The sequence below is a fragment of the Rhizobium rhododendri genome (genome assembly GCF_007000325.2).
Lineage (GTDB): Bacteria > Pseudomonadota > Alphaproteobacteria > Rhizobiales > Rhizobiaceae > Rhizobium > Rhizobium rhododendri.
On record NZ_CP117267.1, the window covers coordinates 380,718 to 398,935 of the forward strand.

At 60.7% G+C, this 18,218-nt stretch carries 20 protein-coding genes; 13 read left to right on the forward strand and 7 right to left on the reverse strand.

What is annotated here, in order from left to right; all coding sequences use genetic code 11:
- The first annotated feature begins 44 nt into the window (after nt 1–44).
- The 6 genes from PR018_RS01860 to PR018_RS01885 all read left to right on the forward strand — a co-directional run bounded on the left by PR018_RS01860 (nt 45) and on the right by PR018_RS01885 (nt 4,118).
- Nucleotides 45–1,226, forward strand: coding sequence for a cell wall hydrolase (locus PR018_RS01860; RefSeq protein ID WP_244615286.1), 1,182 nt, complete (start codon nt 45–47; stop codon nt 1,224–1,226).
- A gap of 266 nt (nt 1,227–1,492) precedes the next feature.
- Complete coding sequence (locus PR018_RS01865; protein ID WP_142824132.1) at nt 1,493–1,837, forward strand: AtpZ/AtpI family protein; 345 nt, start codon at nt 1,493–1,495, stop codon at nt 1,835–1,837.
- Between the two features lie 80 nt (nt 1,838–1,917).
- A complete protein-coding gene (locus PR018_RS01870; protein WP_111217911.1) occupies nt 1,918–2,670 on the forward strand; it encodes a F0F1 ATP synthase subunit A in 753 nt (250 codons plus the stop codon).
- A 68-nt stretch (nt 2,671–2,738) separates the two neighbouring features.
- A complete protein-coding gene (locus PR018_RS01875; RefSeq protein WP_111217634.1) occupies nt 2,739–2,966 on the forward strand; it encodes a F0F1 ATP synthase subunit C in 228 nt (75 codons plus the stop codon).
- A 75-nt stretch (nt 2,967–3,041) separates the two neighbouring features.
- Nucleotides 3,042–3,623, forward strand: coding sequence for a F0F1 ATP synthase subunit B (locus tag PR018_RS01880; protein WP_142824133.1), 582 nt, complete (start codon nt 3,042–3,044; stop codon nt 3,621–3,623).
- 3 nt (nt 3,624–3,626) lie between these two features.
- Complete coding sequence (locus PR018_RS01885) at nt 3,627–4,118, forward strand: F0F1 ATP synthase subunit B (protein ID WP_111217638.1); 492 nt, start codon at nt 3,627–3,629, stop codon at nt 4,116–4,118.
- A 52-nt stretch (nt 4,119–4,170) separates the two neighbouring features.
- Here PR018_RS01885 and PR018_RS01890 read toward each other — a convergent pair whose 3' ends face one another.
- Both PR018_RS01890 and PR018_RS01895 read right to left on the reverse strand, forming a co-directional pair.
- Nucleotides 4,171–4,845 (reverse strand): ribonuclease HII, encoded by a 675-nt coding sequence (locus tag PR018_RS01890; RefSeq protein WP_142824134.1) that lies wholly within the window; start codon nt 4,843–4,845, stop codon nt 4,171–4,173.
- Nucleotides 4,846–4,958: 113 nt separating this feature from the next.
- Nucleotides 4,959–6,116: a PA0069 family radical SAM protein gene (locus PR018_RS01895; protein ID WP_142824135.1), complete on the reverse strand. Its 1,158-nt coding sequence runs from the start codon at nt 6,114–6,116 to the stop codon at nt 4,959–4,961.
- A gap of 143 nt (nt 6,117–6,259) precedes the next feature.
- Here PR018_RS01895 and PR018_RS01900 point away from each other — a divergent pair, with 143 nt between their 5' ends.
- Nucleotides 6,260–6,781 (forward strand): glycosyltransferase family 2 protein, encoded by a 522-nt coding sequence (locus tag PR018_RS01900; protein WP_142824136.1) that lies wholly within the window; start codon nt 6,260–6,262, stop codon nt 6,779–6,781.
- A 17-nt stretch (nt 6,782–6,798) separates the two neighbouring features.
- Here the strand turns inward: PR018_RS01900 and moaB are convergent, their stop codons facing one another.
- From moaB to PR018_RS01920, 4 genes are all read right to left on the reverse strand, one after another.
- Complete coding sequence (moaB, locus tag PR018_RS01905; RefSeq protein ID WP_142829226.1) at nt 6,799–7,353, reverse strand: molybdenum cofactor biosynthesis protein B; 555 nt, start codon at nt 7,351–7,353, stop codon at nt 6,799–6,801.
- Nucleotides 7,350–8,258 carry a 4-(cytidine 5'-diphospho)-2-C-methyl-D-erythritol kinase gene (locus PR018_RS01910; protein ID WP_142824138.1) on the reverse strand — a complete coding sequence of 303 codons (909 nt, stop codon included), beginning with the start codon at nt 8,256–8,258 and terminating at the stop codon, nt 7,350–7,352. The genes moaB and PR018_RS01910 overlap by 4 nt, the downstream gene beginning before the upstream one ends.
- A 6-nt stretch (nt 8,259–8,264) precedes the next feature.
- Entirely contained in the window at nt 8,265–10,100 is a 1,836-nt protein-coding gene (locus PR018_RS01915; protein WP_142824139.1) for a tetratricopeptide repeat protein, read from the reverse strand.
- Between the two features lie 119 nt (nt 10,101–10,219).
- On the reverse strand, nt 10,220–11,236 hold the full coding sequence (locus PR018_RS01920; protein ID WP_142824140.1) for a polyprenyl synthetase family protein: 1,017 nt from the start codon (nt 11,234–11,236) through the stop codon (nt 10,220–10,222).
- A 108-nt stretch (nt 11,237–11,344) separates the two neighbouring features.
- On the opposite strand from PR018_RS01920, the gene PR018_RS01925 reads away from it, so the two are divergent.
- Nucleotides 11,345–11,575: a putative signal transducing protein gene (locus tag PR018_RS01925; RefSeq protein ID WP_142824141.1), complete on the forward strand. Its 231-nt coding sequence runs from the start codon at nt 11,345–11,347 to the stop codon at nt 11,573–11,575.
- 8 nt (nt 11,576–11,583) lie between these two features.
- Complete coding sequence (locus PR018_RS01930; protein WP_142824142.1) at nt 11,584–12,357, forward strand: tRNA1(Val) (adenine(37)-N6)-methyltransferase; 774 nt, start codon at nt 11,584–11,586, stop codon at nt 12,355–12,357.
- A gap of 64 nt (nt 12,358–12,421) precedes the next feature.
- Here the strand turns inward: PR018_RS01930 and PR018_RS01935 are convergent, their stop codons facing one another.
- On the reverse strand, nt 12,422–13,759 hold the full coding sequence (locus PR018_RS01935) for an Nramp family divalent metal transporter (RefSeq protein ID WP_142824143.1): 1,338 nt from the start codon (nt 13,757–13,759) through the stop codon (nt 12,422–12,424).
- 379 nt (nt 13,760–14,138) lie between these two features.
- On the opposite strand from PR018_RS01935, the gene PR018_RS01940 reads away from it, so the two are divergent.
- The 4 genes from PR018_RS01940 (at nt 14,139) to PR018_RS01955 (ending at nt 18,187) form a co-directional block, all read left to right on the forward strand.
- Nucleotides 14,139–14,822 (forward strand): P-loop NTPase family protein, encoded by a 684-nt coding sequence (locus tag PR018_RS01940; RefSeq protein WP_142824144.1) that lies wholly within the window; start codon nt 14,139–14,141, stop codon nt 14,820–14,822.
- Nucleotides 14,823–15,184: 362 nt separating this feature from the next.
- Nucleotides 15,185–16,933, forward strand: a complete 1,749-nt coding sequence (locus tag PR018_RS01945; RefSeq protein ID WP_161990940.1) for a DUF3857 domain-containing protein — start codon at nt 15,185–15,187, stop codon at nt 16,931–16,933.
- A gap of 180 nt (nt 16,934–17,113) precedes the next feature.
- Nucleotides 17,114–17,977 carry a S49 family peptidase gene (locus PR018_RS01950; protein ID WP_142824146.1) on the forward strand — a complete coding sequence of 288 codons (864 nt, stop codon included), beginning with the start codon at nt 17,114–17,116 and terminating at the stop codon, nt 17,975–17,977.
- 18 nt (nt 17,978–17,995) lie between these two features.
- Complete coding sequence (locus PR018_RS01955; protein ID WP_142824147.1) at nt 17,996–18,187, forward strand: hypothetical protein; 192 nt, start codon at nt 17,996–17,998, stop codon at nt 18,185–18,187.
- Nucleotides 18,188–18,218: the final 31 nt, after the last annotated feature.

Here is an 18,218-nt window from a genome sequence, read left to right on the forward strand (position 1 = left end):
ATCTGCTAATGTTCCCGTCGGTGATGGAGTGGGTGTTGCGTCGCATGAGTTCGTACCAGGCCAAGCCTCGCCGGCAACCCAGAAACTGGCTTTCGCCCGCAGTCTTCGGCTGCTGCGCCTGGCTGATTTTCCCCTCCGTATCAGCGCAGGCCGACATTGCCGGGCTGCTCTCCGGCTCCGACGATTCGGGCAGCAACTGGCGCATGGTGCTGACGACGTCGCCGGCCGGCTCCATCCATCAGGCGGAGCTTGCCTTCGCCAATGCCGACGAAAGCGGCATCGAGGGTGGCGGCATGCTGTTGCCGGATGGGCGGCGTATTGCTTTCCAGTCCAAGGAAAAAGGCAGCGACCCGCGCCCGGACGAAGACCGCGTCCGCCGCCGCGACAAGAAGGGCAGGGTGACGGACGTCGTTCCCATGTCGCCGCCGAAAGATTTCACCGCCGGCTCCATCCTGCAGCGCACGACGCTGCTGTTCCACCCGGAACTCGACGTGCCCACCTCCGGCACCGGCGAGAAGACGGCGTTCGTCAAGGACGATATCGGCGACGGCGGCGTGCAGACAGCCTTCCTGTTTTCCAAGCAGGAGCCCCTGAAGGCCGATGGCGGTGTTCCACCCATTCTCGCAAGCCTCGTCACCAATCCTGTCGCCGACAGTCTGGCGCTGGGCTATGCCGAGCCCGGGCCCGACTATGCCACCGTCTCGCCCTTCGACAGCATCCTGAGTAAGCAACCTGCCGACAGCGGCCGTTTCGTGCCGCAGATCGGCGCCAAGGACCATCTCTGGGCGGCAAGCGTGTTGCCTGCAGCCGTATTTTCACCGGACGAACAGCAGTGCCTTGCGACCGGCATCTATTTCGAGGCCCGTGGCGAATCGGTGAAGGGGCAGGCGGCCGTGGCGCAGGTCATTCTTAACCGGGTCCGCAACCCGGCCTATCCGAAAACCATCTGCGGCGTCGTCTACCAGAACGAGGACTGGACCAACGCCTGCCAGTTTTCCTTCGCCTGCGACAAGGTCAAGGACCGCGTTAATTCGCCCGTTCATTGGCAGATCGCCCGCCAGGTGGCGATGGCGGTGACGGCCGGCAAGATCTGGCTCCCGGAAGTCGGCTCCGCGACCCATTACCATGCAGTCTACGTCAAGCCGCGCTGGGCGGCCGAGATGGTCAACGTCGGCCGCATCGGCATGCATCTCTTCTATCGGACGTATGGCGGCGGCTGGAGCTGACCGCCCGACCCCCGGGACGCGGCGCCCGCGGCAGCGGGTGCGACTTTCTGTCGTGATTTCGCAAAGCTCCCTTCAAGCGCATATAAGTCGATGATTTGCCTGCCTTTATTAATGGCGGGACATGTGCTTTCTACGTCTTGACTATGCTTTTCCATAAAACTATGTTCGCCCGAGTTCAAAACGGGCCGAAAGGTGGCTAAGCCTCCAGTTCGTTCTTAGGTTATCGGGGAAGGGTAGCGTTAAGGAACGGCAGCAGGGAGGGCGCCATGGTGGGGGATCAGGACGAAGGTCTTGAAAAGCGTAGGGCGCAATTGGGAGCCGAACTGGCAAACAAACGCGCTGCGACGGGGGAAGCCGAACGGGGGGAAGCTCGGGCTCAGGCCAGCCGCAAAGGCTATGCTCAAGCACTGAAACTCTCCAGCGAATTCGTTTCTGCCATCATTGTCGGCGCACTCATCGGCTACTTCTTGGACCGTCTGGCTGGCACCGGACCGTGGGGCATGATTATTTTCCTGCTCCTCGGGTTTTGTGCTGGTGTGCTGAATGTCTTGCGTATGGCCGGGAAGGTATCCACCCCAACGGTCGGCGACAGCAAGTCGGACAGGAAATAGGCAACAAGACTGCGCATCAGCGCATGTCTTCGAAGCATGGATATCCGCTGCTGAGGCGGGCAAGTGAGAGAGAACGCGCGGTGGCCAACGGTCCGATTCATCAATTCCAGATCAATAAGATCGTTCCGATCGAAATCGGCGGGCTGGATTTCTCATTCACCAATTCGTCGCTGTTCATGGTCGCATCGGTCGTTCTGGCTGGCGGATTTCTCTATTTCGCAACGGCGTCGCGCAGCCTGATCCCGGGCCGCGCCCAGTCCGTCGCCGAAATGTCCTACGAATTCATCGCCAATATCCTGCGTGAAGGTGCTGGCTCCGCCGGTATGAAATTCTTCCCGCTGGTCTTCACGCTGTTCATGTTCGTGCTGACCGCCAACCTGCTTGGCATGTTCCCCTATTTCTACACGGTAACAAGTCAGATTATCGTCACCTTCGCGTTGTCGATGCTGGTGATCGGCATTGTCGTGGTCTACGGCTTTTTCAAGCACGGCCTCGGCTTTCTGAAATTGTTTCTGCCGCAGGGCGTTCCCGCAGTGCTGCTACCCCTTGTCATTTCGATCGAGGTTATCTCGTTCCTGGCCCGGCCGATCAGCCTTTCCGTCCGTTTGTTTGCCAACATGCTGGCTGGTCACATCACGCTCAAGGTGTTCGCAGGCTTCGTTGCCTCGCTTGGAGCCCTTGGCGCGCTCGGCATCGGTGGTGCCATCCTGCCTCTCATCATGACCGTCGCTCTGACGGCCCTCGAATTTCTCGTGGCATTCCTGCAGGCCTACGTATTTGCAGTGCTGACATGCATGTATCTGAACGATGCGCTGCATCCGGACGGCCACTGAGAAGTAAAGTCGTTGGTGCCGCGTGCACCAGTCAAAGCCAAAACCTATCAATCTAAGGAGTTTCTAACATGGACGCAGAAGCAGCAAAGTTCATCGGCGCCGGTATCGCTTGCATCGGCATGGGTGGCGCAGGCATCGGCCTCGGCACGATTTTCGGCAACTACCTGTCGGGCGCTCTTCGCAACCCGTCGGCTGCCGATGGCCAGTTCGGCCGTCTGATCTTCGGTTTCGCCGTTACGGAAGCTTTGGGCATCTTCTCGCTGCTCGTTGCTCTCCTCCTCCTCTTCGCCGTTTGATTTGTACGGTTTGATGGATCACGGCTTGCGGGAAGCGAGCCGTGATTCTTCGTATTTGCACCACTGGAGGTGAGCATGTTTGTGACTCCGGCTTATGCTGAAGAAGCCGCGCCGGCACCCGGCGAAGTGCACACGGAAACGGGTGTGGCCCCAGGCCATCACGCGTCTTTCCCGCCCTTTGACCCCAAGACATTTCCGTCTGCGCTGCTTTGGCTGGTGATTACATTCGCCATCTTCTACATCGTCATGCAGAAAGTCCTCGTGCCACGCGTTGGCGGGATCCTCGAGAGCCGGCACGCCCGGATCGCGCAGGATGTCGAGGAAGCCGCACGCCTGAAGGCCGAAGCCGACGCCGCTGTCGCGACCTATGAGCGCGAACTGGCAGAAGCCCGTGCCAAGTCCAATGCTATCGGTGCCGCAGCCCGCGCCGAAGCAAAGGCGAAGGCGGAAGCCGAACGCCGTGCCATCGAGGCAAGCCTGGCCGAAAAGATCAAGACCGCCGAAGCACGGATCGCCGAAATCAAGGCGAAGGCATTTGCCGACGTCGGCGCTGTTGCCGAAGAGGCTGCGTCATCCGTGGTCGAGCAGCTGATCGGTATGCCGGCTTCGCAGTCCGAGGTTGCCGCTGCTGTCGCCAACGTCAAGCAGGAGGCATAAGCCATGGAATTCCATCTGGACGAAACCTTCTTCGCCCTCGTTGGCCTGCTGCTGTTCATCGCCCTCATCGTCTACATGAAGGTTCCCGGCATGATGGCGAAGTCGCTCGACGAGCGCGCCGACCAGATCCGCAACGATCTGTCGGAAGCCAAGCGTCTGCGCGAGGAAGCCCAGCATCTGCTGGCCGAGTACCAGCGCAAGCGCAAGGAAGCGGAAGTCGAGGCGGCCAATATCGTTGCCTCTGCCGCTCGCGAAGCCGAGTTGCTGACAGCCGAAGCCAAGAAGAAGACGGAAGAATTCGTCGAACGCCGCACGGCAATTTCCGAGCAGAAGATCAAGCAGGCAGAGCTCGACGCCATCAAGGAAGTTCGCGCTGCCGCTGTCGACTTGGCAATCGCCGCAGCCCAAACCGTCATCGCCAGCAAGGCAGACGCCGGTGTTCAAGCGAAGCTGTTCCAGGCAGCGCTTGGCGACGTCAAGGCAAGCTTGAACTAAGCTTTGTACACATCAATGCGAAAGGCCGGGCATCGTCCCGGCCTTTTTGCATTTAGGGGGTTTCGTTGGCGAGGACATCCTTGCGCATCGGCCGGAAGCTCATGCGGTGCAGAGGGCAGGGGCCGACGAGTTCGATGCTGCTGCGATGAACTGCGGTGGCATAGCCGGCATGTGCCGCAAAGCCATAGGCCGGAAACACCATGCCGGCCCTGACCATCATCCGGTCGCGCGTTACCTTGGCAAGGATCGAAGCCGCGGCGATCGACAGCGACCGCCGGTCGCCCTTGACCACAGCCCTGCCGGAGCAGGGGAGGCCGGGTGGCACGTCGAGCCCGTCGACAAGCACGAAGCCTGCCGCGATCGCAAGACCGCAGACAGCCCGACGCATGGCATCGAGGCTCGCCTTGCGAATATCGGTCGCGTCGATGCGTCCGGCGCTGGACGATGCGATGGAGATCGTCGATGTCGCAATGATGAACTCGAACAGCTCTTCCCGTCTGGCAGCCGACAATTGCTTGGAATCGTTCAGGCCTTCGGGAATGTTATCCGGATCGAGGATGACGGCTGCAGCAACGACAGGCCCGGCGAGAGGACCTCGGCCTGCCTCGTCCGTGCCGGCAACCGGCCAGTGGCCTGCTTTGCGCGCCGAGTGCTCCAGCGTGAAATCCGGGACGAGCGGCAGGTCTTCGAAGAGCTGAGGAGAATCGGGTGGCGTGCGACGTGTCATGCGGCTGACCCTCGCACGCCAACCCGATTTCCTGCAAGTCCCCCGGCATTGGGGCGGCCAAGCCGGGGGATATCCTTTGGACAGTCAGGGCAACCGTCCGCAGGAATGGGTTTTCAGAGCAGCGACAGTTGAACGCCACTGCCATCCGGGGGAACGAACAGATCGGTGCGCAGTCTAATGCTGCGGCGCGTAAGGCCGAGCCTCTTGGTCGCCATCTCGAACCGACGGCTGATCTGCCAGGCGTAGGGTCCGGCACCTTTCATCCGCTTGCCAAAATCCGCATCGTAATCCTTGCCGCCGCGCATCTCGCGGACCAGCGACATCACATGCCGGTACCGGTCCGGGTAGTTCTGCAGCAGCCAGTCGCGAAACAGCGGACTGACTTCGAGCGGCAGGCGCAGCATTACGTAGCCGGCCTCCTCGGCGCCCGCAGCCTTGGCCGAATCCAGGATCTTCTCGAGTTCATGGTCGTTGAGTGCCGGGATCATTGGCGCCAGCATGACCGACGTCGGGATGCCCGCCGCGGAAAGCATCCGGACTGCCTCCAGTCTGCGTGCCGGCGTCGAAGCGCGGGGCTCCATGGTGCGTGCAAGCTTGCGGTCGAGGGTGGTGACCGACAGCGAGACGCGCACGAGGTTCTTTGCAGCGAGTTCGCCAAGGATATCGAGGTCGCGCAGCACCATGGCCGATTTGGTGACGATGGATACCGGATGGTTGGCCCGGTTCAGCACCTCCAGGATCTGGCGCATGATCCGCCATTCCTTCTCGATCGGCTGATACGGATCGGTGTTGGTGCCGATGGCAATGACCTTCGGCTCATAGCCTGGTTTAGCCAGTTCCCTTTCCAGCAGCTTCGGCGCATCCGGCTTGGCAAACAGCTTGGCCTCGAAATCCAGTCCGGCAGACAGCCCCATATAGGCGTGCGTCGGGCGCGCGAAACAGTAGATGCAGCCATGCTCGCAGCCACGGTAAGGATTGATGGAGCGATCGAAGGGAATGTCCGGCGACGTATTGCGGGTGATCGCCGTCCGCGCCTTCTCGATCTGCACCTCGGTCCTGAAGGGCGGCAGGTCTTCCAGCGACTGCCAGCCGTCGTCGATGCTCTCGCGGCTCGATAGTTCGAAGCGACCGCCAGGATTGAGCCCAGCACCGCGGCCACGCCGCCGGTCGATGTCGATCCGCAGACCGGACGAAACGATCAGTGCATCAGCCATATCTGCCGTGTTGGCAGGCGCGAATGCGGCCTGCCCTGCAAGGGACTGTTGGTTCATCGGTGGCTCCAGCGGCAGGGGATGCCCGTGCATCCCGATGTCTGACCTTGATTAAATTCCTATCGCAGCAATGAGAACAATGCAAGAACAAAATGCGGAAAACTGCGCTGGTATTCGATTATGCACCGCACTATAAACGAGCGATGTTGACAGTCATAATCGAATGCCGGGACCAGGAACCCGAATTGGCGCAGACACTTGCGTCCCTCGTCGCGGGTGCGATCGAGGGCCTGGTCTGTGACGTCGTGGTTCTCGACCATGGCTCAAGCGATGGCACCGAGCGCGTTGCCGATGCCGCCGGCTGCCGCTATCATACCGAATGGGATATCGGCGAAATCCTGCGCTCCGCACGCGGCGAATGGCTGCTGCTGGTGGAGCCCGGCGCGCGCCCGCAGGCCGGCTGGATAGACGAGATCGGCGAGTATATGGCGCTGAACAAGTTGCCCGCCCGCTTCACCGCCTCGCGTGGATACAGGCGGCCGTTGCTGCAGCGCATCGGCCGGGCGGTGTCGCCGCTGGAGTTCGGCTTCCTCATTTCAAAGGCGCAAGCTCTGGCCGCTGCCAGAAGCGGCATGACATTGGCAGAACTTGCCAAGGGCCAGAAGCCCGGAAAGCTGTCGAGCGAGATCATCCCGTCCTGGGTGGCGGCGCGCTCGCTGCGCTGAGCACGCAGCCTCTCTGATCAGACGGATTGTCCGCCGCGCTTGAGGTGTTCGTCCAGGCGCGGCATGATCTCGATGAAATTGCACGGCATATGGCGGTAGTCGAGCTGTGCCTTCAGGATGCCATCCCAGGCATCCTTGCAGGCGCCGGGCGATCCCGGCAGCACGAAGATGAAGGTGGCATTGGCCAGCCCTGCCGTCGCCCTCGACTGGATCGTCGACGTGCCGATCTTGTCGTAGGAGATGCGATGGAAGACCGCCGAAAAACCCTCCATGCGCTTTTCAAACAGCGGCTCCAGCGCATCCGGCGTCACGTCGCGGCCGGTAAAGCCGGTGCCGCCGGTGGTGATCACCACATCGACGGCGGGGTCCGTGGTCCAGGCTTCCACGGTAGCGCGGATCTGTGCGATATCGTCGGGCACTATGGCGCGGGCGGCCAACCAATGGCCGGCGTCTGCAATGCGCCCCGCCAGAGTGTCACCGGATTTGTCGTCTTCGGCTGTGCGGGTGTCGGAGACGGTGAGCACGGCAATGCCGACTGGCACGAAAGGCCGCTGTTGCGTAGAGCCTGTCATCGGAGATCTCCTGCGGTTGTCTGCGTTGCCTGAAAATACCAGTCCGGCCTGTGGCTGTGAAGCGAAGCGGCCGCAGCCTTGGCTGCATCCGGATCGTCAAACAGGGCAAAACAGCTGGCACCAGAGCCGGACATCCTGACGAGCCTGGGTCGTTGCCCGGCCATTAATACCGATAGCTCGCCGATCTCGGGGCAAAGTGCACGCGCCGGCGGCTCTAGATCGTTGCGGAGGCTGTCGATCACGGAAAGCCACTCGGTGCTACTCTGCAGTTGCCGGTGTTCGAAACCGAACGGTGGATTGTTCTTCTCCGTCAACTGACGAAAAACCGCCGGTGTCGATACCCCGACCAGAGGGTTGCCGATCAGCAAGCCGAAGGACGGGAAGTCCGGTAGCACGTCGATCTCCTCGCCGATGCCACGGGCGATCAGTGGCCGGCTCGTCAGACACATCGGCACGTCAGCCCCGAGTTGCAGCGCAAGAGCCTTCAGCTTATCCGGCGTGAGATTGATATTCCAAAGCCGCATCAGCCCGCGCAAGGCCGCAGCGGCATCGGCCGAGCCGCCACCTATGCCGGAGGCGATGGGCAAGCTTTTCTCGAGATGAATCAGGACCGGCGGTGCACTGCCGCCAGATGCCTGCCGCAAAAGATCGCGAGCCCTGATCACGAGGTTGCTAGTGGATTGCTCCTGCGGGCCAAGAGACGTTGCGAACCGTCCGGATATCTCGAACCTGTCCGCATCGGCGGCGCTGAACCCCAGCCGGTCGCCATGATCGGCAAAAGTCACCAGCATGTCGAGCAGATGGTAACCGTCGTCCCGAAGCCCCGTCACATGCAGGGCAAGGTTGATTTTCGCGGGCGCCTCTTCCGTGAGGTCGAAGGCGCCCGCGTCAAAAATCGATGGCATCGGTCGTCAGGATTTCTTGTCGACTGGCGGGGTCTCGGCCGGGACTGCTGCCGGCGGCTTGGATTTCTCCGCAGCCTTGGGGTCGTCGAGCGGCGGCAGGCCGTTGGCGATCTTGTCCTTCAGACGCGGCAGGTCGGCCTCTTCCGGCTTGTAGGTAATCGCCCGGTTCCACTGGTAGACGGCCTCGAGACGACGCCCGACGCGCCAGTATGCATCGCCGAGATGGTCGTTGACGGTGACATCGCCGGCTTCCAGCTGCACGGCGCGTTCCAGTTCCTTGACCGCATCGTCGAAGCGGTTGAGGCGGAAATAGGCCCAGCCGAGCGAATCGACGATGTAGCCGTCGTCAGGTCGCGCATCGACAGCCTTCTTGATCATCGCCAGCCCCTCGTCGAGGTTGCGGTTCATGTCGACCCAGGAATAGCCGAGATAGTTGAGCACCTGCGGCTGGTCGGGGTTTAGCTCGAGCGCCTTCTTGAAGTTCGGCTCGGCAATGTCCCACTTCTTCAGGCGCTCATAAGCGATAGCGCGCTGGTAGAAGATGTTCCAGTCGGCTTTGGTCGGCACTGGGCCGATGACCTCAACAGCCTTGTCATAGTTGTCGGCCATCGCCTGGTAGTTCTTGGCCTGAGACAGCACGTTGCCATAGGCAAGGTAGCTGCGGATATCCTTCGGATCGGACTCGATCAGCGACTTCAGGTGCTTGAGCGCATCTTCGGACTTGCCGCCCTGTGCCAGCGCCAGCCCGAGTTGCAGTTCAGAGATACGGGCCATTGGCGATCCCGGCGGCACCTGCTTGTAGAAGGCGATGGCGCGGTCCATCTGGTCCTGCTTTTCGGCAATGCCGCCGAGCAGCACCAGCGTGTCCGAGCTCTTCGGGTCCAGCGCATTCGCCGTCTCGAGGTACAGCGATACCACGTCTTCGGCGCCATCGCGGTTTAGCGCGGCGGCAACGGAGAACAGCACGGATGCGGCCCCCTGCGAGGCGTTGGTCACGGCCTGCTCCGGCTTTTCACCCTTGCCGATGCTGTCACGCAGCGCGTTCAGCGGCGCAAAATTGCTGATCATGCTGTCGCCGACGGAGATTGCGTCCAGCGCCTTCTGCTTGTTGCCTTCCTTGGCTTCGAGCGAGGCAAGCGCCATGACGGCGCGCATGTAGGTGTCCGGTGCCGTGGCGCCGCCGTCCTTGTCGAGCACGGCGCTGTTGAGGTGCGTGCGAGCCGATTTGGTATCGCCGATGACAAGGGCGATGGTGCCGGCCTGGTAGTTCTTGAAGATGTCGAACCAGTTCGGCCCCTGCATCTTGTCGACCATCGCCAGCGCTTCCTTGCCGCGTCCGGCGCCGACCTGCGCCCAGGCGGCAAGCAGCCCGTTCATCATCCGGTCGAGGTCGTTCGGGCCGGTGTATTTGAGGATAGCCTGGGCTGCGCTGTAATCGTGGCGGCGCATGGCGTCCATGCCGCGCACGATTGTGGTGATCCGCTCGACCGTCGGGTCGGACTTCAGTTCGTTGGCATATTTGACGCCTTCGTCGATATTGCCGTTGAGCAGCAGCGAAATCATCAGGCGTTGGCGGATTTCCGGGTTGCCCGGCTCGATCATCAGCGCCTTTTTGTAGAGCGCTATGGCGTTGATGTAGTCATGGTCGACATCGGCCGTGCGGGCGGCAAGAAAGGCGCCGGAAAAGGTATCGACGCGGTCCGGCTCGAAGGTCACCGTATCGCTCGCATCCACTGCCTTCTTGGACGCATCCTCAGCGTGCAGCACGTTGATCGCAGTCACCGAAATGAACGCGGCGAGAGCTGCGCTCGAAAGCAAGCGAATGGCAAGTGTTTGCCGCATTAGAGAACCTTTCTTGGAGGGCAACCGGAAGCCGGTCGCGCCATGCATTCTTTCAGCACTGATTCACAACAGGATGGCTTTTTTGAAGCGGCCCCGCAAGAAATACAGCTCGTCGCTTGTCAGTTAACGCGCTCGATGCAGAAGTCGATGACTTCCATCAGGGCCGATTTGCCGGGGCTGTCCGGCAACGGTGCCAGGGCATCTCGCGCAATCGTGCCGTAGTGGACGGCCCGTCCGATGGTGTCGTTGAGGGCGCCGTACTTGGTGATCAAACCCAAGGCCTTTTCGAGATTGGCGTCGCTGCTGTTGCCGTTCTCTATGGCGTCGCGCCAGAAGGCACGCTCTTCCTCGGTGCCCCGGCGATAGGCGAGGATGACCGGCAGGGTGATCTTGCCCTCGCGAAAATCGTCGCCGACATTCTTGCCGAGATCGACGGCCTTGCCACCATAGTCGAGCACATCGTCAACCAGCTGGAAGGCGAGACCAAGATTGGTCCCGTAGGATTTCAACGCATTGCGGCCGGATTTGCCGCCATTTGCAACGATCGGCCCGACTTCCGCAGCCGCTGCAAAAAGCGCCGCCGTCTTGGCGCGGATGACCGAGAGATAGTCGTCCTCGGTGGTCTCCATGTTCTTGGCGACCGACAGCTGCAGGACTTCGCCCTCGGCAATGACACAGGCCGCCGTCGACAGCACATCGAGCGCTTCCAGCGATCCGACATCCACCATCATACGAAATGCCTGGCCGAGCAGGAAGTCGCCGACCAGCACGCTCGCCTGGTTGCCCCAGATCATGCGGGCCGTGGAGCGGCCACGGCGCAAGTCGCTCTCGTCGACCACGTCGTCATGCAGCAGCGTTGCCGTATGCATGAACTCGACAGAGGTCGCCAGCTTGACGTGGTTTTCGCCCTTGTAGCCAAAAAGCGCTGCAGAGGCGAGCGTCAGCATCGGCCGCAAACGCTTGCCGCCGGAGGAAATCAGATGCTCCGCGACCTCCGGGATCATCTGCACATCGGATCCAGCCTTGGAAAGGATCAACTGGTTGACACGCTCCATATCTGCCTTGGTCAGGTCGACCAGCGGCTTGACGGAGGCCAGTCTGTTTTTGCTTTCTTCAAGCGGTATCACGACGCCCAACGTCCCGAACTCCTGTTCATTTTGTGAAAACGACAATAAGAAGGGGCAGGGGACGCGGCAAGGGGCGAATTGTCCGGTCGCGCAAAATTGACAGGAAACGCCAGGTTCATGCACGAATTGATACGCACCAACGATCCCGTCACGCTTTCATTCGCCGAAAGCCTGATGAAGGATGCGGGTATCCGCTGCATGGTTGCCGATGAGGCAATGAGCATTCTCGAAGGCTCGCTCGGCATGTTGCCGCGTCGCTTCTTGGTCGACGGGGACCGCGCCATCGAGGCCCGCCGCATCCTGATAGACGCCGGCCTTGGCGACGAGTTGCGCGCCGAGCGGCGCTGAGAGCGGCGATGAACGAACCCGGCGAAACCATCGACGCTTTTCATCGCGGCGCGTTCCATATCGTCCAGCCGAAGGGTCGGGGACATCGCTCCGGCATGGATGCCATGCTGCTAGCCTCACTCGTTGACGACAGCCGCGCCATCAGGGTTGCCGATCTCGGCGCCGGTGCCGGCGCTGCCGGTTTTGCCGTTGCCTCACGCCTCGAGCGTGCCGAGGTCACACTATTCGAACGCTCTCAGGAAATGGTCGAGTTTGCCGAAAAGAGCCTCGCGCTATCCGAAAACAGCCGTTTTGCCGGCCGGATATCGGTCGTCAGTGCCGATGTCACGCTGACAGGCAAGCGACGCAATGCTGTGGGCCTTGCCGACAACAAATTTGACCACGTCATCATGAACCCGCCCTTCAACGACGGCAGCGATCGGCTGACGCCCGACCCCCTCAGGGCGGAGGCGCATGCCATGACGGAAGGCCTTTTCGAGACCTGGCTGCGCACAGCCAGCGCCATCCTGGTCCCTGGCGGCCAGCTTTCGCTGATTGCCCGTCCGGAATCGATGGGCGAGATCATTGCTGCCTGCGGCCGGCGTTTCGGCGGGATCGAGATCACCGCCATCCACCCGCGCAACGGCGAAAGTGCGGTGCGGATCCTGGCGACCGCTATCAAGGGATCGAGGGCCCGCCTGGCGCTGCGCTATCCGCTCGTCATGCACGAGGAAGGCAGCAACCAGTTCATGCCTTTCGTCGACGACCTCAACAACGGACGCATTGCCTATCGTCGACGGTAACGGGTCTTTCTTTGTTTTCACGCATTTCCGGACGCAAAACCGCTCAGCGCGTTTGCTGGAATTACTAGAAGAAGATGTCTCCCAGTAGCTTGATGTTCAGAAGGGCAATGGCGAAGGCAATCAGGTAGGCAATTGCACTCAGCCAGCGCGGAGCCACCAGGGCACCCATCTTCGCCTTGTCGGAGGTAAACATCACCAGAGGGAAGACGGCGAAGGAAAGCTGCAGGCTGAGCACCACCTGGGTCAGGATCAGCAGTTCCGACGTACCCTCGTCGCCGAACCAGATGGTGACGATAGAGGCCGGGATGATGGCCAGACCGCGCGTCACTGCCCGGCGGATCCACGGCTTCAGCCTGATCTGCAGAAAGCCTTCCATGACGATCTGGCCTGCCAGCGTCGCGGTCACCGTCGAATTGATGCCGCAGCAGAGAAGAGCAATGCCGAACAGGGTCGGCGCAATCGCCATGCCCAGCAGTGGCGCCAGCAGCGAGCTCGCATCGCCGAGTTCGACCACGTCGGTCTTGCCGTGGGCATGGAAGGCGGCAGCGGCAAGGATGAGGATCGCAGCGTTGATCAGCAGCGCAAATGTCAGCGCCACCGTCGAGTCTATCGTTGCAAACGTCAGCGCCTCGCGCTTTTCCGGCAGGGTCTTGCCGTATTTGCGGGTCTGTACGATGCCTGAATGCAGATAGAGATTGTGCGGCATGACGGTCGCCCCGAGGATGCCGAGTGCCAGGTACAACATTTCCGGATTACGGACTATGTCTGTGGTCGGCAGGAAGCCACGGATGACGCCGCCCCAATCCGGATCGGCAAGGGCGATCTGGAAGGCGAAGCAGCAGGCGATGACGCCAAGCAGGGTAATGATCAGTGCCTCGATCCAGCGGAAACCGAGCCGCTGCAGATAGAGAATGAGAAATACGTCGAGCGCCGTCAGCAGCACGCCCAGTTCCAGCGGCATGCCGAAGATCAGGTTGAGCCCGATGGCGGTACCGATGACTTCAGCGATATCGGTGGCGATGATGGCGATTTCGGCGAGTGCCCAGAGCGGTACCGCGACATAGCGCGGAAATGCATCGCGACAGGCCTGCGCCAGGTCGCGGCCGCTGGCGATGGCGAGCCGGGCGCACAGAGCCTGCAGCACGATGGCCATCAGGTTGGACAGAAGCGCCACCGAGAGAAGCGCATAGCCGAATTTCGAGCCGCCCGCGAGCGAAGTCGCCCAGTTGCCGGGGTCCATGTAGCCGACCGCCACCAGGTAGCCCGGCCCGGCAAACGCCATCATCCGGCGCAGCTTCGATCCGCTCTTCTGGGTGTCCACCGAACCATGCACGTCGGCAAGGCTGAGGTCGAGGCTGTCCTGCCGCCAGCCGGCATCGGTTTTCGGTTTGATCGCGTCCATGGTGTCCTCGTCTGTATGCTGCAATGCAAGACTAGTTGTTTAGAATGATAATGCAAGTCATTCGCAACAAGAAATTTATGTGACGAGAAAATTTGCCGTGGCGGGGTCATTTGCGGCAGCAGAGCGATGTGATGGTCAGGCTGATCGGGGGCGGAGGGATAGCGCGCGCATCGGCTTCGGTGGGCGCGGCGCGTGGTGCGATAACGCCGGATAACAGCGCTACAAGGCCATAAATCGTGTCGGTATTCAGCTATGGGCAAGATGTTTATATTTATTGTTAATAATTTATACGTCATATATTCGTCATCAAACAGTCATGAAGACGCGTCCTTGACCCCTGCGCCCCATGTTCGCAAGGGTTGGCCGGGAAGGGGCATCTTTGGCAATCATCTGCTTTGCAAATAGCCGGTCGGAAATCGGAGGGCGCGCTGCCGCTGCCGTAGCGAACGAACTATTGAACGAGGGGTTTGGTGCCGCACTTTACGACTGCCTGGAACGGTTTGCTCTGGAAACCCACCTGCAATTTCCGCGCGACACATCGGTGCGAAATCCGGTTTGCGGAAGGCAGTTCATCGAGGAGACCAGAGCCCTCGCCCGAACCCATGAACATCTTGTCATCGACCTCTCCGGTGCCGGGGACCAGATCGCCGCGATCGCCTTTGCCATGGCGGATCTCGTGCTCATTCCCTTCCTCCCCCATCAGCCGGACGCCGCTCCGTTCGTAAGGACAATCGAGCTCCTCGACATACTCTCCTCCCACCGCTCGCAACCTCTGCGCCGTGCAGTTTTCCTCGCCAGCCACGACAGCATCAGTCCACGCGTGCATCTGGAGATTTCCGGCCAACTGATCCGCCGCGGCCTCGCAACATTCCCAGTGTCCTTCCAAGACCCGCCAAAGCAAGTCGTGGCAACCGGCAAAGCGCGATGCATCGATCACACTGAAGTCGCTGCCGAGAGCGCCGCATCCCTCCTCAAAGCCGACATCGCACGCTTCAGCCAATACGCCCTCAACGCAGCCCTCCACCCAAACCACTCCACCACCCGCGCGCTGGCGGCCAGCTGATAAGGCTGGGGCGCGTAAAAGTTACGGATCAATCGCCTAAGTCCGGACCGCGCTACCTACTTCGCCACGGGAGTAGGAGGCACTTGCGCTACCTTCAGCCTGATTTCATTTTCGCCTAATATCGGGGTGATGCTTGTGGCATGCCGCCTGCCCACTCGTCGTCCACGAAGGTGATTGCAATGAAAAACGATTTGCCTTCCCGGTCGTCGCGCTCATGCACCTTGGCAAATCTTGCCGTCCAAACGCTTCTGTGCGCAGCGAGTATTCTAGTCCTCGCCCGAGAAAGTCATGCCGACCAACCCATTGAAAGGGTTGAAAGCATTCATTACAAAGTCGCGTCGGATTATACATACAAGTTTACGATGGTCATCGACGACTTCGTGCAAAAGCAAGCGCAGATCAAGGATCTGTCGCAGTTTGCAATGACATATGACCCTGCCAGAACGTCGTTTCGTTTTATAAAAGGGTGGGTCGATGGACCCAACGGCGTTCGTCACGAACCGGCACCGGATGCCATATTCACCCGTCCAAGTGCCGCCTCGCGCGACGCGCCGGGCTTCGTATCCTCGCTGACGACAACGGTTGTCATGCCTGCGGTGACGACCGGCAGCCATGTTCACTACGAGATCGAGGAAGTCGTCTCCAAACCGTCCCTGATGGGCTTCAACCCGGCGGCATGGCTCGACCCGTTTCGAGACGCCAACGAGCAGGTGGTCATCGACATGCCTGCCACACTTCCCTTCACCATCGCCAGCCAGGGTGGTTTCGCAGTCTCCGACACGACGGCGAACGGCATTCGTCATATCGTCGCCGACGCCAGCCTGCGGAACGTCTCGGCCGGTGACAAAGAGCAGCATATGGCCTCCCTCGTGGAGTTCGAGCCGCTGTTTCTCGGCACCTCGCTGCGCAGTTACAACGAAGCCGGCGACATCTACTACCGCGTCAACAAGGGCAAGCCGGTTGTCACGGCAGAGATCGACGCGCTCGCCAAGAGTATCGTCGGAGATCGCAGGGGGCTCGACGCAGCACGCGCCATCTATGACTGGTGCGCCAAGAACATCCGCTATCTCGCCGTTTACATGAGCGATGACGACGGCTACGAATCGCATGACGCAGCGACCATCTTGAAAAACGGTTATGGCGATTGCAAAGACCACGTTACGTTGATGCAAGCCCTTCTTTCTGCAGAAGGCATCCGCTCCCAGCCGGCACTCATCGACTGGAGCAATCGGGCCAGACCGCTTCCGCTCTGGTCGCCCTACGAGATCAATCACGCGATAATTTATCTGCCCGACTTCGATGTCTTCGCCAACCCGACCAGCCCCTTCACCCCGTTTGGTGTCCTCGATCAGGGACTGAGCGGCAAGCTCGCCATTGTCGCTGGCGAGCATTCCGAGGTTCGTCGCACGCCTGAGATGACGCCTGAAACCGAGCAATTCGTCACCAAAGGCTCCATACGCATCAACGACGACGGAACCATCCTCGGCCAGGCGACCGCGACGATGTCACCAAGCATCGAAATGTCGCTCCGCTCGGCCCTGCAAAACCCCGATGAAAACAACCGCCGGATCGACCGCAAGCTCCGAAACACGCCCGAAGGCGGCTTTGGCCGGCTTGTGACGAGCGGGCCGGAGGACATGGATCATCCTTTCAAACTGACGATGGACTGGCATAGTCCCCATGGAATAGACCCGGCGGGCGGTGCGTTCGTGTTGCCATCGCCGCCCCTGTTCGATCCGATCGATGAGCTGCGATCGTTTCTCGACCGGAAGGGCAGGCGTTTTACGCCCATGGAGTTGCCCGTTCGTGATCTCAACTGGGCTTATAGCGTCGCCATGCCCGCCTCTTTCAGGATTGCTACTGCGCCCAGGGATGTCGATATCAGCAACGAAGTTGGGTCTTACAAGGCGATCTACCAACGCCAGGAAGATTGCCTGGTCGTCCAACGTCAACTTGTCCTGAAGGCGAGAGAGCTCGAACCTTCCGCCTACGCCGATCTGGAGCGCCTTATCTATGCAGCGCAGAACGACTTTACAGCCATCGTGACGACAGGCGCCAGACAGATCGGATCTCCCGAGACGAGTGCAGACAGCTCCAAATGCCATCCTTGATCCGCTCCGTAATCTGATTGCTCCACCGCTTGCGCAGAACGCCACAAATCTGCAGCCAGTCACCCTGCAAATCAGGGCGCGCTGCGCTCTTCCCCCGCTTTCGTCCCGTCAGCCATTGTGTTTGCCGTTTCAATTCATACATGCTTGTGACTTGAACGGGACCAAAACAAGGGTTTGACGATGGCTGGACTGCTGAGACGACTGCTGCCGAAGCGATTTCGCAAGGAGGGGACGGTGATCCCCGTTGTTCGCCTCAGCGGCACGATCATGGCAGGTGGCAGCCCTTTCCGGCCAGCCCTCAATCTGGCCAGTGTCGGCCACGCTCTCGACAAGGCGTTTTCGATGAAGGCATCACCTGCGGTTGCCATCGTCATCAACTCGCCGGGTGGCTCGCCCGTCCAGTCGCGCATGGTCTACAATCGCATCCGCGACCTCGCGGTCGAGAAGAAGAAGAAGGTGCTCGTGTTCGTCGAGGATGTGGCTGCTTCCGGCGGCTACATGATTGCGCTCGCCGGCGACGAGATCATCGCCGACCCGACATCGATCGTCGGATCTATCGGCGTTGTCTCCGGCGGCTTCGGTTTTCCCGAACTGTTGAAGAAGATCGGCGTCGAGCGGCGTGTCTACACCGCCGGCAGCAACAAGGTGATCCTCGATCCTTTCCAGCCGGAAAAGGAGAAGGACATCGACTATCTCAAGAGCCTGCAGCTCGAGATCCACACGATTTTCATCGACATGGTCCGCGAGCGCCGCGCCGGCCTGATAAAGGCGGACGATGATACGATCTTCTCCGGCCTGTTCTGGACGGGAACAAGGGGACTGGAGCTCGGCCTCATCGACGGCCTCGGCGAAATGCGCCAGGAGCTGAAGAAACGCTATGGCGAAAAGACGAAAATCGAGCTCGTCTCGTCGTCGCGCGGCCTGTTCGGAAGAAAGGCGCCAAGCATCGCCTTGCCCGGCCTTGACAGCATTGCCGCAGGTCTTGCATCCGGGCTTGCGGAAGCCGCAGAAGAAAAGGCACTATGGGGCCGATACGGATTATAACAACGGAACAGCCCCGGCATGGCGCAGCTCATTTTCATCATCGTTATCGGCAGCGTCTGCTGGCTGATCTACAAGCGCTTCATCAACGCGGCGCAGCGGCTGCAACAGCAGTCGCAGCGCCAGGAGCGCGAGCGCAGCACCGGCGCCATGGGCACGCTCGTCAAGGATCCGTTGACGGGCGAATACCGGCTGAAGAGGGACGAGGAATAGCGGGTCGCGGGATGCTAGTTCCGGATCAAAC